Origin of the sequence: Pantoea sp. alder81 (assembly GCF_020179835.1) — a bacterium.
GTDB lineage: Bacteria > Pseudomonadota > Gammaproteobacteria > Enterobacterales > Enterobacteriaceae > Pantoea.
On record NZ_JAIUDA010000010.1, the window covers coordinates 140,203 to 154,040 of the forward strand.

A 13,838-nucleotide genomic window follows, 5' to 3' on the forward strand; every position below is an offset into this window, starting at 1 on the left:
TCAATAGTTGACTAAATTACCTGGTTATAATACGCCCAACGCCGACGCTCTACAAGGTACGGCACAGGCAGCCAATATGCACGCTGGCCGCGCCTTGCGCCAGCAAAATGCGGCTGATTTCTGCCACCGTGCTTCCGGTGGTAACCACATCGTCGATGAGCAGGATATGGCGTCCGCACACCGGTATTTCAAGGGAAAAGGCGCCGCGCAGATTCTTTTTCCGCGCTGAAGCCCGCAACACATGCTGAACCAACCCTCGTCGTCTGCGGCGCACCCCTGCACGATATTCACAACCTAGCCAGCGTGCCAGCGGTTTTGCCAGCAGTTCAGCTTGATTATAGCCGCGCTGCCAGGCACGACGCCGATGTAACGGCACGCTTAATACCAGATCGATGCGCGGCAATAGGTTATCGCGGCGACTATTTAACAATTTTAACAAAAGTAGCCGTGCAAGCATCACTCTGAGTGCGGTTGCCCGAGAAAATTTTAGCTGGATGACCCAATCACTCATCGGCGGCAGGTAATCGCTGACGCAGGTCAGACTGCGCCACGGCGGCGGACGATGCAAACAACGGCCGCACAGGCCGGTGCCGTTGGCCGGCAGTGCACAACAGGGGCAGATCGCGGGCAGCGCCGGAATCTGCTGTATACAGAGGCTGCACAGCCCATGTCTGGCAATCTGTAATGGCAGGCGGCATAGCCAACACAGGGCAGGGATTGATAGCATAGCGGCCTCTTTTTCACTTTTCGGGAGTGTAACCGATGAGTTCGCTTTACTGGCACACCACAGGCACGGTCGATCGCGATCTTGTGCTGCTGCACGGCTGGGGCTTGAACGCCGAGGTATGGCAGAACATTGTTCCGCGACTCAGCCCGCATTTTCGTCTGCACCTGGTGGATCTGCCTGGCTTTGGCCGCAGTCAGGGTTTTGGCCCACTGAACTTAGCCGAAATGGCTCAACAGCTGCTGCCGCAGCTTCCTGAACGTGCTGTGCTGCTCGGCTGGTCGCTGGGTGGATTGGTTGCCAGCCAGATTGCGCTGACGCAGCCTGAACGCGTCACGGCGCTGATTAGCGTGGCATCGTCGCCCTGTTTTACCGCACATGAGGATTGGCCGGGCATCAAGCCAGAGACGCTGGAGAGCTTCCAGCAGCAGTTGAGCAATGATTTCCAACGCACCGTAGAACGTTTTCTGGCGTTGCAAACCATGGGCACGGAAAACGCGCGCCAGGATGCACGCCAGCTCAAAGAAGTGGTGTTGTCGCAGCCGATGCCTTCGGTCGATGTACTGGAGGGCGGGCTGGAAATATTACGCGAAGTGGATTTGCGCGCGCAGCTGCCGCAGTTGGCAATGCCTTTATTGCGTTTGTATGGATCGCTGGATGGGTTAGTCCCGCGGCGCATTGCAAAGCAGTTGGATGAAGCGTTACCGCGCTCACCTTCAGTTGTGATGGAAAAAGCGGCGCATGCGCCATTTGTTTCGCATCCTGACACATTTTGCCAGCATATTACCGAATTCATCCAAGCGGTTACCCGTTAAATCTATTGTGGCAGTGGAAATTCCTTCATCAGCGGTAATACTTTTGACGTGAGCTGAGCTGCTTCGCGGTGTGTTCTGTTGCTATCTCGCCTGTTGTGCTTCGCGGCCGCTGACATCTCAATAATGCAAAAAATGGATGAGGGTATTGTTATGAAGATGATGAAATGGGCTGTGGCTTCTCTGGTGATGAGTGCGGTGTCGTTTTCAGCGTTCGCCGCAAAGGAAGTGACTAAAGAAGAAGTGCAGAAAATGAATCTGGAGAAAATCGGCACGGTGACCACCACGGCGGAGACCACTTCACCGATGGATGCGAAGCGCGAACTCTCCAAAGCGGCCGATGAGAAAGGCGGCAAATACTTTCTGGTGATTGCGGGCCGCGAACATGGCAAGTTCAGCGCCACGGCGGATGTTTACAAATAATCAGCCACGCAACCACATAAATTGCCATGCAGCCAGCGTCATTGGCTGGCTGCCATCGATTTTCTCGCCACTGATCACATCCTGAAAATGTCTCGCCTGCGGCAGATGCGTGATGACTTCCCGGCTGCTGAGATTAAACACGCACAATAAGCCATCTTCACTGCCTGGCGGATGTCGCCGCAACATCAACAGGGTATTTTCACTCTCCAGCAGCGTCATCGCATTATCGGGATGGAATGCACTCTGGCGGGTGCGCAGCTGGATCAACGCGCTGAGTCGTTCATACACCTGCTGACGCAATGGATCATCGCCGCTGATCCACTGTTCCATCTCATGCAAACTGTATTTCTGACGATTGATGGCGCGGTTGTGTCCTGCCGCGCGCACGCCTTCGTTATCGTTGCGAGAGCCTAAAATACTTTGGATATAGATCGCTGGCACGCCCGGAAAGGCGAGCAGAATGGCGTGTGCCAGCAGAAATCGACGCAAACGCGTGTCATCGTCATCATTTTGCTGGTTGAGGGCATCGAAATAGGTGACGTTAATCTCGTAAGGGCTGGTGGTGCCATCGGGATTGTTTTTGTATGACACCAGCGCCCCTTCCAGCGCCAAATCTCGCACCAGAGCGACGATCTCCACTTCGGACAAAATGCCGCGCGCAGGATTGAGGCCAATGCCATCGTGCGAGGCGAGGAAGTTGAAAAAAGTGGTGGTGCCGTTACCGGTGCCGAGCGTGCTGGCCCATTGACGCAGCGCGCGCGCCGATCCCGAATGAATGGCGTGCAGCACCAGCGGTGGCAGTGAAAATTGATACACCATCTGCGCTTCGTCGCGCCCGTTACCGAAATAGCTGATGTTGTCTTTGTGCGGCACGTTGGTTTCGGTGACGATCACCGTGCCCGGTGCCACTTCATTAGCGATGGCGCGGAACAGCTTCACCAGCTGGTGGGTTTTCGGCAGGTGAATGCAATTCGTACCCGGCGTCTTCCACATATATCCCACCGCATCGAGGCGAACGTAATCGGCGCCTTTGATCAGATAATCCAGCAATACGCCCGCCATGCGAATCAGCACTTCAGGATGGGCAAAGTTAAGGTCGATTTGATCGGCGCTGAAGGTGGTCCAGATAAAGCGCGTCTCACCATTGGCCATTTCAAAAGGCGTGAGCAACGGTGAGGTGCGAGGACGCGTCACCGCGCTGAGATCGGTGGCCGGTGGCATGCTGATAAAGAAGTCATCCCAACCGGGGTCCTGCGCCAGAAAGTGGCGGAACCATTGGCTGTGTGCCGACATATGATTGCAGACAAAATCGAACATCAGCCGGGTTTCACTGTGCAGCGCTGCAATATGCTGCCACTCGCCGCAAAGGGGATTCACCTGGTGATAATCAATCACGGAGAAGCCATCGTCGGATGAGTAGGGGAAGAAAGGCAGCAGATGCACCAGGCTGAAAGTGGATTGCAGGTGTTGCTGATAGAAGTGCGAGAAGCTGGCGAGCGTGGGCTGATCGGGTTCACGGAACTGATCGGCGTAGCTGATCAGCACCACATCCTTTTCATCCCAGTGTGCTTTGCGCGGCAGTTTAGCGGTATCACGCGCAGCACGAATGTGGGAAAGCAAACGCTCACGTGCGGCGACGGGGAAGCGGCCTTCGTAAATCTCATCAAGTAGGGCGTTAATAATGTCCATCAGATCGTTGGGCCACGCGGAAGGTCATTTTTTCACACGGATTTTTTCAGCGTAGACGCGGGGAGGGATTTTTCAACTTTAAACGCGCGGAAGCAAGATGGCCTCCGCGCGTGATTCAGGGCAGGAACTTAACGTTTTTTAACGAACGCGGCGGCCAGTGCATCACCCATTGCGCTGTTGCCAGCAGGTGAACTAGCCGGTTTGCCGCGTGCTTTGTTATTGGCCGCAGGACGTGCATTCTCTTTGCCATTGCTGCGGTTATTGCCGCCGCGCGCATTGCTTTCACCAGGCTGCTCATCCAGACGCATGGTGAGGGCGATGCGTTTACGCTGCATATCCACTTCCATCACCTTCACTTTGACGATATCGCCCGCTTTCACCACCTGATGTGGATCTTCGACGAATTTGTCTGACAGTGAAGAGATATGCACCAGACCATCCTGGTGCACGCCGATATCCACAAAGGCACCAAAGTTGGTGACGTTGGTCACCGCGCCTTCCAGAATCATCCCCGGCAGCAGATCGTTTAGCGTTTCCACGCCTTCGGCAAACTGCGCGGTTTTGAATTCCGGACGCGGATCGCGGCCCGGTTTCTCCAGCTCTTTAATGATGTCGGTGACGGTTGGCAGACCGAAACGCTCATCGGTGAAGTCGCGCGCGTTGAGATCGCGTAATCCACCCGGATTGCCCATCAACTCATTCAGTGCCTGTTCGGTTGCGGCAAGAATACGTTCGACCAGCGGGTAAGCTTCCGGGTGTACGGTGGATGCATCCAGCGGATTATCACCGTGGTTGATGCGCAGGAAGCCAGCGCACTGTTCATAGGCTTTCGGCCCCAGCCGGCTGACTTTCAACAGCTGCTGACGATTCTGGAAGCGGCCGTTCTCATCACGCCAGGTGACAATGTTCTGCGCCATCATGCGGGTTAATCCCGCCACACGCGTCAGTAACGCCACCGATGCAGTATTCAGATCCACACCAACGGCGTTTACACAGTCTTCAACCACCGCATCCAGCTTCTTCGCCAGCTGGCTTTGGCTCACATCATGCTGATACTGGCCGACACCGATGGATTTCGGATCAATTTTTACCAGCTCGGCCAACGGATCCTGCAAGCGACGTGCAATGGAGACTGCACCGCGAATAGAAACATCCAGATCCGGGAATTCCAGTGCTGCCAGTTCCGATGCGGAATAGACCGATGCGCCGGCCTCACTGACAATCACTTTCTGCGCGTTGATCTGCGGGAACTGCTTCTGCACGTCGAGGAAGAAACGCTCGGTTTCACGTGAAGCGGTGCCGTTACCGATCGCGACCAACTCAACCTGATGTTTGATGCACAGCGCCGCGACAGCGGATGCAGCTTTCGCTGCCTGACCGGTGTGCGGATAGATGGTGTCATACGCCACCAGTTTCCCCGTGGCATCCACCACCGCGACTTTCACGCCGGTGCGCAGGCCCGGATCGAGGCCCATGGTGGCGCGCATACCTGCCGGTGCTGCCATCAGCAGATCGTTGAGGTTGCGGGCAAAGACATTGATAGCTTCATCTTCAGCGCGTTCACGGATGGTGCCCATCAACTCCGTTTCAAGGTGTAGCAACACCTTGATGCGCCAGGTCCAGCTAACAACCGCTTTACGCCAGCTATCAGCAGGGGCGTTATTCAGTCGCAACTGCAGATGATCGGCAATTAGCGTCTCACCATGACTTTCTCGCGGGGCTTCTTCGAATTGGGGATCAGCGTTCAGAGAGAGTTGCAGCACGCCTTCATTGCGGCCACGGAACATCGCCAGGGCGCGGTGGGAAGGAACGGTGCTGAGTGCTTCGTGGTGGTCGAAGTAGTCACGGAATTTCGCGCCTTCTTCCTCTTTACCTTCCACCACGCGGGCCACCAGGTGCGCGTTCTTCCACAGATAGTCACGGACTTTTGCCAGCAGCGTGGCATCTTCGGCGAAGCGTTCCATCAGGATATAGCGCGCGCCGTCCAGCGCTGCGCGCACATCGGCCACGCCTTTATCCGCATCAACATAGCCTGCGGCCAATGACTCAGGCTCTTGTGAAGGATCGCTCCACAGCGTCTCAGCCAGCGGCTCAAGGCCTGCTTCAATGGCGATTTGCCCACGCGTGCGACGTTTCTGCTTATACGGCAGATAAAGGTCTTCCAGCTCGGTTTTATTCAGCGTGCCATTGATGGCGGTGGCGAGTTCGGGAGTGAGTTTCCCCTGCTCGTCGATGGATTTCAGAATCGACTGGCGGCGATCTTCCAGCTCACGCAGGTAGCCAAGGCGGCTTTCCAACTGACGTAACTGGGTATCATCCAGCCCACCGGTCACTTCCTTACGATAACGTGCGATAAACGGCACGGTGTTCCCTTCATCCAGCAAGCGAACGGCGGCGTCAACCTGGTCGGCGCGTGCCTTCAGCTCACTTGCGATAATCTGGCTCAGTGAATCTTTCATCATCATTAACAATGCTTACACAGGGTTGGAAAATAGGGGACAGTTATACGGATTGGGGCGGCAAATTGCCAGCCGGGGACAGGCGAATCCGTCTTTTTCTGAATGCAGCACGCACATCGTTGCGCGCACCTTGCTGATAACAATCCAGTCGCTTATTGTTGGCCTCTTTGCTGTAAAGACCCATTGTTGCCACGAGTAGATGTTATGAAAACCCAACTGATTACCCGCGAAGGCTATAACAAATTACGTGCCGAGCACGACCATTTGTGGAACGAAAAGCGTCCGGAAATCACCAAAATTGTCTCCTGGGCGGCCAGCCTTGGCGATCGTTCGGAAAACGCCGATTTCACCTATAACAAGCGCCTGTTGCGTCAGATTGACCGCCGCGTGCGTTATCTGCGCAAATGCCTCGCCGATCTGAAAATTGTCGATTATGCGCCGCAGCAGGAAGGAAAGGTGTTCTTTGGCGCCTGGGTTGAGGTGGAAAACGAGCAGGGCGATGCGAAGCGATTTCGTATCGTGGGGCCGGATGAAATCTACGGTGATGCGATGAAAGATTACATCTCTATCGATTCACCGATGGCTCGCGCGTTAATCAAGAAAGAGGTGGATGACGAAGTGGTGGTGAATACCCCAGAAGGACAGAAGGTTTGGTTTGTTAACCGCATCGAGTACGTGAAAAACCCAGAGTAAAAAGAGGCGGAGAATAATGGCTTGGGTAAAAAAGCCTTGGGTGCAACTTATTCTCCGGTGGCGAAAAGGGCTGGCAGTAAGAGGGGGAAGCGCCGCAGCCTTGCCGCGCCTTAAATATTTGGATTATTTGCCTGGTGTGGTCGCAGTGGTGGTGGATGTGCTGCTGGTGCCTTTGTCACCGCCGCCCATGGTTGCTAATGCCACACCCAGCAGGGCACCTACCGCACCCACGCCAATCGCGTCTGAGTTGCCTTTGGCAGTGGTGGAGGCCTGGGCACCCGCCGCTTCACCCGCGCTAGTGGCAGCATGAGCCTGAGAAAGGCTGACCAGCACCAGTGCACTCAGCAAGACCGCAGTTTTTTTCATTTTTTTCTCTCCAAAAATGCGCAATATCAGCAGGAACCCTTGCAGTTTCTGAGATCGTCGCACGAGAAGAAAGTGCTGATTAATCACTGATTAATCAGACTTTATTTAACGCTGGTCTTGTCTGGCGTGAAGGGCGTATTGTTCCGAGAGCAGATGGGCACTGAAAATGGAAAGTGCCAGATTTTATGCTGCAAATGATCGGTCATCGAACGATTCTGGCCTGCTGACTTAAGTCAAATGGTCCAAAATGCCGAGATAACGAGCGGCATGCGGCCGAATGATCCATTTTCGAAAAGAAAACCGCGGAAATTTTCGGATTAGCGCTAAGCGGCTGGAAAGCCCCGATAAAAAGCGCGAGACAACGCGCATTTCAAGGCTTAAATTAAATATAAGCTGCTGTTTAATATGCTTTGTAACAATTTCGGCTAGAATATAAACCATTAATAACTGTCACATGCAGGCATCTTTTTTACACAATATTGACTCAGGCAATGGCGCCTTTGGGAGTTGAACAATGCAAGAGAACTACAAAATTCTGGTCGTCGATGATGATATGCGTTTGCGCGCACTGCTCGAACGCTATCTCACCGAGCAGGGCTTTCAGGTGCGCAGTGTCGCCAACGCCGAGCAGATGGATCGTCTGCTGACCCGTGAATCATTCCATTTAATGGTGCTGGATCTGATGTTGCCGGGCGAAGATGGCTTGTCCATTTGCCGTCGTCTGCGCAGTCAGAGCAACCCAATGCCGATCATTATGGTGACGGCAAAAGGCGAAGAAGTGGATCGTATTGTCGGACTGGAAATCGGTGCTGATGACTACATTCCGAAGCCGTTTAACCCACGTGAACTGCTGGCACGTATTCGTGCCGTGCTGCGTCGTCAGGCCAATGAATTGCCGGGTGCGCCTTCACAGGAAGAAGCGGTTATTGCCTTTGGTAAGTTCAAACTGAACCTCGGCACGCGTGAAATGTTCCGTGAAGATGAGCCAATGCCGTTGACCAGTGGTGAGTTTGCGGTGCTGAAAGCATTGGTGAGCCATCCGCGTGAACCGTTATCACGCGATAAGCTGATGAACCTGGCACGTGGCCGTGAATACAGTGCAATGGAACGTTCTATCGATGTGCAGATCTCTCGTCTGCGCCGCATGGTAGAAGAAGATCCGGCGCATCCACGCTACATTCAGACCGTTTGGGGTCTTGGCTACGTCTTCGTTCCGGACGGCAGTAAAGCATGAGGCGATTGCGCTTCTCTCCTCGCAGTTCGTTTGCCCGCACCCTGTTATTGATCGTTACCTTGCTGTTCGTCAGCCTGGTAACGACCTATCTGGTGGTGTTGAATTTCGCCATTCTTCCGAGTTTGCAGCAGTTCAATAAAGTCCTCGCCTACGAAGTGCGTATGCTGATGACCGATCGATTGCAGCTGGAAGATGGCACGCAACTGGAAGTGCCTCCGGCCTTCCGGCGTGAAATTTATCGTGAACTGGGTATTTCGTTGTACACCAACGCGGCGGCGGAAGAGAGCGGCCTGCGCTGGGCACAGCATTACGAGTTCCTTAGCGAGCAGATGGCGCAACAGCTAGGTGGCCCGACCGATGTCCGTGTCGAGGTTAACAAAAATTCTCCTGTGGTATGGCTGAAAACCTGGTTGTCGCCAGATATCTGGGTGCGCGTGCCGCTGACTGAAATCCATCAGGGCGATTTCTCGCCATTGTTCCGCTATACCCTGGCGATTATGTTGCTGGCGATCGGTGGGGCCTGGCTATTTATTCGCATTCAGAACCGACCCCTGGTCGACCTGGAGCATGCAGCGCTTCAGGTCGGTAAAGGCATCATTCCTCCACCGCTGCGTGAATATGGCGCATCGGAAGTGCGTTCCGTGACGCGGGCCTTTAACCAGATGGCGGCGGGCGTCAAACAGCTCGCAGACGACCGTACGCTATTGATGGCGGGTGTGAGCCATGATTTGCGCACGCCTCTGACACGCATTCGCCTCGCTACCGAAATGATGAGTGAACAGGATGGCTATCTGGCGGAATCGATTAATAAAGATATCGAAGAGTGCAATGCCATCATCGAGCAGTTCATCGACTATCTACGTACGGGCCAGGAGATGCAGACCGAACGTGCCGATCTCAACGGTGTGTTAGGTGAAGTGGTGGCGGCAGAAAGCGGCTATGAACGCGAGATTGAGAATGCGGTGATGCCGGAAGAGTTGATGCTGGATATCAATCCGCTGTCGATTAAGCGTGCGGTGGCAAATCTGGTGGTGAACGCGGCGCGTTATGGCAACGGCTGGATTAAAGTCAGCAGTGGTCAGGAGCTGAATCGCGCCTGGTTCCAGGTAGAAGATGATGGTCCGGGTATTAAGCCCGATCAGCTTCAGCATCTGTTCCAGCCCTTTGTGCGTGGCGATAGCGCGCGCAGCACCAGCGGCACTGGCTTAGGTTTGGCGATTGTGCAGCGTATTATCGATGCGCATGAAGGATCGCTGGAGATAGGTGAGAGCGAGCATGGTGGATTGCGTATTCGCGCGTGGTTGCCGATTCCGGAAAATAACGGTACGGCGTTAATCACGACGCATCACAGTTAACGCCTCGCTCAGAACGATGCGGGGTGATTGACTGTTAACCTTAAGCAACACGGCTGCTGCTATATGCGATTGGCTGCTTAGCCCTTAGCCACAACGCTGCGGTTCTACGCGTCAAAACCTGTCGCTACCGACAGGATCTCAATGAGCCGCCATTTGGCGGCTCATTCACTTCACAACTGCGGGCCAGCCTGAACCAGCGCTTTGCCTGCATCGTAATCGGTGTACTTCTCAAAGTTAGTGATAAAACGCTGCGCCAGATCCTGCGCCGCCGCTTGCCACGCGTCTTGATCCGGCCAGCTGCGACGCGGATCCAGAATCGCGTCATCGATTTTCGCCAGAGTGGTGGGGATCTGCAGGTTAAAGACCGGCAGCGTTTCCGTTTCCACATTATCCAGTTCGCCCGCCAGAATCGCATTGATGATCGCGCGGGTGTCTTTCAGTGAAATACGCTTGCCGCTGCCGTTCCAGCCGGTGTTAACCAGATACGCTTTCGCTCCTGCCGCTTCCATACGCTTAACCAGCACGTCGGAATATTGCGTTGGATGCAGCGTCAGGAAGGCCGCGCCGAAGCAAGCTGAGAAGGTCGGGGTTGGCTGTGTGACACCGCGCTCGGTACCGGCCAGTTTGGCGGTGAAGCCCGACAGGAAGTGGTACTGGGTCTGTTCCGGCGTTAAGCGCGAAACCGGCGGCAGTACACCAAAGGCATCAGCCGTCAGGAAAATAACGCGCTGCGCATGGCCCGCTTTGGAAACCGGCTGCACGATGTTTTCAATGTGCTCAATCGGATAGGAAACACGCGTGTTCTCCGTTTTGCTGGCATCGGCAAAATCAACGCTGCCATCCGCCCGCACCACCACGTTCTCCAGCAGTGCATCGCGGCGGATAGCGCGATAAATTTCCGGCTCGGCTGTCTCCGACAGATTGATGGTTTTGGCGTAGCAGCCACCTTCGAAGTTAAACACGCCATCATCATCCCAACCGTGTTCGTCATCGCCAATCAGCTGACGATCCGGATCGGTGGACAGCGTGGTTTTACCGGTGCCAGACAAGCCGAAGAACACCGCGACGTCACCCGCTTTACCCACGTTCGCAGAGCAGTGCATTGACGCGATGCCCTTCAGCGGCAGCAGGTAGTTCATGATGGCGAACAGGCCTTTCTTCATTTCGCCGCCGTACCAGGTGCCGCCAATCAGCTGCATGCGTTCGGTGAGGTTAAAGGCGACAAAGTTCTCTGAGTGTAAACCCTGAGCCTGCCAGTCCGGGTTAGTGCATTGCGCGGCGTTCATCACCACGAAATCCGGCTTAAAGGATGCCAGTTCAGCCTCATCAGGCCGGATAAACATGTTTTTGACGAAGTGTGCCTGCCAGGCCACTTCCATCACAAAGCGCACGCTCAGGCGGGTATCCGGATTCGCACCGCAGAAGGCGTCGATGACAAACAGACGTTTGCCAGAGAGTTGTGCTGTGCAGCGATCTTTCAGCGCCTGCCAGGTTTCCTGCGACAGCGGCTGGTTGTCATTTTTACCGTTGCCGACATCATTCCACCACAAGGTGTCACGCGTGGTGTCATCGCGCACGATGTATTTATCTTTTGGCGAGCGCCCAGTGAAGATGCCGGTATCCACGGCAATCGCGCCGCTCTGCGTCAGGGTGCCTCGCGCATAACCTTCCAGTTCCGGGCGGGTTTCTTCCTGAAACAGCGTGTCAAAGTCAGGGTTGTAGACCACTTCTGTGGTGCCGCTGATGCCCAAAGCGGCAAGGTCTTGCGATGTCAGGCCGTGAACGCGCATGTGGCTGCTCCTTAGATCGATGCTTCATAGCATTTTTATGAGGGGTTCTGCGTCCTGTCGTGCATAGCCAGGCAGGGCAGATCGCGCGCAGTGTACACGTCTGAGCAGGGCGTAAAAGTGATGAGAGTTAAAAATGCGAGCTGGAACGTGACAAGCAGTGAAATCTGCCAGTTAAGAAACTAAAGTCAGTGTAAGTTAGTTAAATTACGCGAAAAGTGATGAATTCATACCTGACAGAAATGCGGGCGGCGATGCCGCCCGTAGGGGGGATTAGTGCAATTGATCGCTGTTGTTAGTCGGTGCGTTACGAATGGCGGCAATGTCCACGGCATCATAAACATAATGCGAACCGCAATAATCGCAGTGCATATCGATCTTGCCATCCTCTTCGAGGATTTCATCCACTTCTTCGACAGGCAGCGTATTCAGTACTTCGCCACAGCGTTCGCGTGAACAGGTGCATTTGAAACTGACCGGAGTCGGATCAAACACCGTGGCTTCTTCCTGGTGATACAGACGCCACAGCACATCTGTTGCGGGCAGCTCAATCAGCTCTTCGCTTTTCACTGTCTCGGTCAGAGTGGCCAGATGATTAAAATCATCCTGGCTTGGCTCTTGCGCAGGCAGCACCTGCAGCAGAATGCCGGCGGCGCCTTTATCGCTGGTGCGAATAAACAGGCGGGTTGGCAGCTGCTCAGAACGCATGAAGTAATCTTCCAGGCAGCCAGCCAGTGTATCGGCTTCGAGACCAACGACGCCCTGATAACGTTCACCTTTTTCCGGTGAAATGGTAATCACCAGATAACCGTTACCCACCATATCTTTCAGGCTGCTGTCCGGTGCGATTTCGGCGTCTTCCTTCACGCGTGCAACGCCACGTAATTCCTGTTTGTTGTTGCCGTTAATCACCGCCAGCGTCAGTGGGCCATCGCCCTGTAACTGAACGGTGATGTCGCCATCGAATTTCAGCGTCGCGGTCAACAAGCTGGTCGCAACCAGCAACTCACCCAGCAGGATTTTCACCGGCTCGGCGTAATCGTGGTTTTTGACAATCTCACGCCAGGTTTCGGATACGTTGACCAGCTCGCCGCGCACGGCAACATTTTCGAACAGGTAACGGTGCAGTTGATCTTGAACAGACATAGTGTTTCTCTCGTTGGGGCGACGGTTATTCATCGCCCGACAATTTAAATTTCATCAGATCGCGGCGCTCTTTTTTATCCGGGCGGCGATCGGGGTGCGGCATGGTCAGGGCATTCATTTTGCGTGCCAGTGCCATTTTTTCACGCTTCTCAATGCTGGCGGCGGTCTCCGCATACATCTCTTGCGCTTCAGTAGCAGGGCGACGTTGATCGCCAATGGCGGTGATCACCACCGTTCGCTCATCGTTGCCCTGGCGCAGCGTTAACTCGGCATGCAATTCCACGATTTTACTCGGCTTGCTGCGCTGGCCGTTGTAATGCACTTTACCGCCTTCGATCACTTCGCGAGCGAGCGCGCGCGTTTTATAAAAACGCGCAGCCCACAGCCATTTATCAAGGCGGACACCTTCGCTGGTTTTCTCTTTCATTGCGGCTCCTGCTTTAACGCAGCGTTTCACACAACTGGCGATAGTCTCGCACTGCAGCATGACGCTGGAAAGATTGATCGGGCCGACCGGAATCCGGATTGCTGACGCCTAAACACCAGCGAATGCCCCAGCGCGCCGCCGCATCGAGGATCGCTTCACTGTCATCAATAAACAGGGTGCGATCGCTATCGAATGCAGTTTGCTGCTGAACGGCCTGCCAGAGACGTGGATCCTCTTTCGGATACCCAAAGGTATGGGTAGAAAGTAATAAATCAAGGTAGGGAGCCAAACCGGTTTGCTCCAGCTTTACCTCGAGATTGTAAGGATGCGCGTTGGTCAGCAGGATCGTGCGTTTACCTGCAGCACGCAGTGCCTGGAGTAGCGGCAGCGTATCCTCGCGCATGGCCGCACGGTGACGTTTTTCCCATGTCATGGCGCGGATATCTAAGTCCAGCTCTTGCGACCAGTAATCAAGACAATACCAGTTTAGCGTATGCACCACGGCTTGATACTTTTGCTGAATCAGCTGATGGGCCTCGGCCAGGGTGATATCACGCTCGCGGCTCAGGGTTTCCGGAACGTGTTCCAGCCAGAAATGGCGGTCAAAGGCGAGATCGAGCAGCGTGCCATCCATATCCAGCAGCACGGTATCAATCCCGGACCAGTTTAGCGTCATCGTATTCTCTCTCGCCCTAAAAAATAGGGCGACAGGGTAGCACAGAA

General features: G+C 54.6%; 13 protein-coding genes. 5 read left to right on the top strand and 8 right to left on the bottom strand.

Going from position 1 to position 13,838, the window contains the following annotated elements; all coding sequences use genetic code 11:
- Positions 1 to 49 precede the first annotated feature (49 nt).
- The gene (locus tag LBW88_RS22745) at positions 50 to 727 is read right to left on the bottom strand and encodes a phosphoribosyltransferase family protein (protein ID WP_224934360.1); all 678 of its coding nucleotides are present in this window, start codon (positions 725 to 727) and stop codon (positions 50 to 52) included.
- A 35-nt stretch (positions 728 to 762) separates the two neighbouring features.
- Here LBW88_RS22745 and bioH point away from each other — a divergent pair, with 35 nt between their 5' ends.
- Together bioH and LBW88_RS22755 are read left to right on the top strand one after the other, a co-directional pair.
- Positions 763 to 1,539, top strand: coding sequence for a pimeloyl-ACP methyl ester esterase BioH (gene bioH, locus LBW88_RS22750; protein ID WP_224934361.1), 777 nt, complete (start codon positions 763 to 765; stop codon positions 1,537 to 1,539).
- Positions 1,540 to 1,689: 150 nt separating this feature from the next.
- Positions 1,690 to 1,959 (top strand): DUF1471 domain-containing protein, encoded by a 270-nt coding sequence (locus LBW88_RS22755; protein ID WP_034820058.1) that lies wholly within the window; start codon positions 1,690 to 1,692, stop codon positions 1,957 to 1,959.
- Here LBW88_RS22755 and LBW88_RS22760 read toward each other — a convergent pair whose 3' ends face one another.
- Together LBW88_RS22760 and LBW88_RS22765 are read right to left on the bottom strand one after the other, a co-directional pair.
- Complete coding sequence (locus LBW88_RS22760) at positions 1,960 to 3,648, bottom strand: alpha-amylase family glycosyl hydrolase (RefSeq protein ID WP_224934362.1); 1,689 nt, start codon at positions 3,646 to 3,648, stop codon at positions 1,960 to 1,962. It lies immediately after the preceding gene.
- A gap of 128 nt (positions 3,649 to 3,776) precedes the next feature.
- Positions 3,777 to 6,107: a Tex family protein gene (locus LBW88_RS22765; protein WP_414004110.1), complete on the bottom strand. Its 2,331-nt coding sequence runs from the start codon at positions 6,105 to 6,107 to the stop codon at positions 3,777 to 3,779.
- A gap of 204 nt (positions 6,108 to 6,311) precedes the next feature.
- Here LBW88_RS22765 and greB point away from each other — a divergent pair, with 204 nt between their 5' ends.
- Positions 6,312 to 6,800 carry a transcription elongation factor GreB gene (gene greB, locus LBW88_RS22770; protein WP_224934363.1) on the top strand — a complete coding sequence of 163 codons (489 nt, stop codon included), beginning with the start codon at positions 6,312 to 6,314 and terminating at the stop codon, positions 6,798 to 6,800.
- A gap of 123 nt (positions 6,801 to 6,923) precedes the next feature.
- Here greB and yjbE read toward each other — a convergent pair whose 3' ends face one another.
- Complete coding sequence (gene yjbE / locus LBW88_RS22775; protein WP_038644267.1) at positions 6,924 to 7,166, bottom strand: exopolysaccharide production protein YjbE; 243 nt, start codon at positions 7,164 to 7,166, stop codon at positions 6,924 to 6,926.
- 514 nt (positions 7,167 to 7,680) lie between these two features.
- Here yjbE and ompR point away from each other — a divergent pair.
- Positions 7,681 to 8,400 carry a two-component system response regulator OmpR gene (gene ompR / locus LBW88_RS22780; protein ID WP_001157751.1) on the top strand — a complete coding sequence of 240 codons (720 nt, stop codon included), beginning with the start codon at positions 7,681 to 7,683 and terminating at the stop codon, positions 8,398 to 8,400.
- A complete protein-coding gene (envZ, locus tag LBW88_RS22785) occupies positions 8,397 to 9,755 on the top strand; it encodes a two-component system sensor histidine kinase EnvZ (RefSeq protein WP_224934364.1) in 1,359 nt (452 codons plus the stop codon). Before ompR ends, envZ begins: the two co-directional genes overlap by 4 nt.
- A 170-nt stretch (positions 9,756 to 9,925) precedes the next feature.
- On the opposite strand, the gene pckA is transcribed toward envZ, so the two are convergent.
- The 4 genes from pckA to yrfG all read right to left on the bottom strand — a co-directional run bounded on the left by pckA (position 9,926) and on the right by yrfG (position 13,791).
- Positions 9,926 to 11,545, bottom strand: a complete 1,620-nt coding sequence (pckA, locus tag LBW88_RS22790) for a phosphoenolpyruvate carboxykinase (ATP) (RefSeq protein WP_224934365.1) — start codon at positions 11,543 to 11,545, stop codon at positions 9,926 to 9,928.
- 270 nt (positions 11,546 to 11,815) lie between these two features.
- Positions 11,816 to 12,688 carry an Hsp33 family molecular chaperone HslO gene (gene hslO / locus LBW88_RS22795; protein WP_224934366.1) on the bottom strand — a complete coding sequence of 291 codons (873 nt, stop codon included), beginning with the start codon at positions 12,686 to 12,688 and terminating at the stop codon, positions 11,816 to 11,818.
- Positions 12,689 to 12,713: 25 nt separating this feature from the next.
- Positions 12,714 to 13,115, bottom strand: a complete 402-nt coding sequence (gene hslR, locus LBW88_RS22800) for a ribosome-associated heat shock protein Hsp15 (RefSeq protein WP_224934367.1) — start codon at positions 13,113 to 13,115, stop codon at positions 12,714 to 12,716.
- A gap of 13 nt (positions 13,116 to 13,128) precedes the next feature.
- Positions 13,129 to 13,791: a GMP/IMP nucleotidase gene (gene yrfG, locus LBW88_RS22805; RefSeq protein WP_224934368.1), complete on the bottom strand. Its 663-nt coding sequence runs from the start codon at positions 13,789 to 13,791 to the stop codon at positions 13,129 to 13,131.
- Positions 13,792 to 13,838 lie beyond the last annotated feature (47 nt).

Coding starts and splice junctions, on each gene's coding strand:
- LBW88_RS22745 (WP_224934360.1), bottom strand. CDS start 727: ATGCTATCAATCCCTGCCCTGTGTTGGCTATGCCGCCTGCCATTACAG.
- bioH (WP_224934361.1), top strand. CDS start 763: ATGAGTTCGCTTTACTGGCACACCACAGGCACGGTCGATCGCGATCTT.
- LBW88_RS22755 (WP_034820058.1), top strand. CDS start 1,690: ATGAAGATGATGAAATGGGCTGTGGCTTCTCTGGTGATGAGTGCGGTG.
- LBW88_RS22760 (WP_224934362.1), bottom strand. CDS start 3,648: ATGGACATTATTAACGCCCTACTTGATGAGATTTACGAAGGCCGCTTC.
- LBW88_RS22765 (WP_414004110.1), bottom strand. CDS start 6,107: ATGAAAGATTCACTGAGCCAGATTATCGCAAGTGAGCTGAAGGCACGC.
- greB (WP_224934363.1), top strand. CDS start 6,312: ATGAAAACCCAACTGATTACCCGCGAAGGCTATAACAAATTACGTGCC.
- yjbE (WP_038644267.1), bottom strand. CDS start 7,166: ATGAAAAAAACTGCGGTCTTGCTGAGTGCACTGGTGCTGGTCAGCCTT.
- ompR (WP_001157751.1), top strand. CDS start 7,681: ATGCAAGAGAACTACAAAATTCTGGTCGTCGATGATGATATGCGTTTG.
- envZ (WP_224934364.1), top strand. CDS start 8,397: ATGAGGCGATTGCGCTTCTCTCCTCGCAGTTCGTTTGCCCGCACCCTG.
- pckA (WP_224934365.1), bottom strand. CDS start 11,545: ATGCGCGTTCACGGCCTGACATCGCAAGACCTTGCCGCTTTGGGCATC.
- hslO (WP_224934366.1), bottom strand. CDS start 12,688: ATGTCTGTTCAAGATCAACTGCACCGTTACCTGTTCGAAAATGTTGCC.
- hslR (WP_224934367.1), bottom strand. CDS start 13,115: ATGAAAGAGAAAACCAGCGAAGGTGTCCGCCTTGATAAATGGCTGTGG.
- yrfG (WP_224934368.1), bottom strand. CDS start 13,791: ATGACGCTAAACTGGTCCGGGATTGATACCGTGCTGCTGGATATGGAT.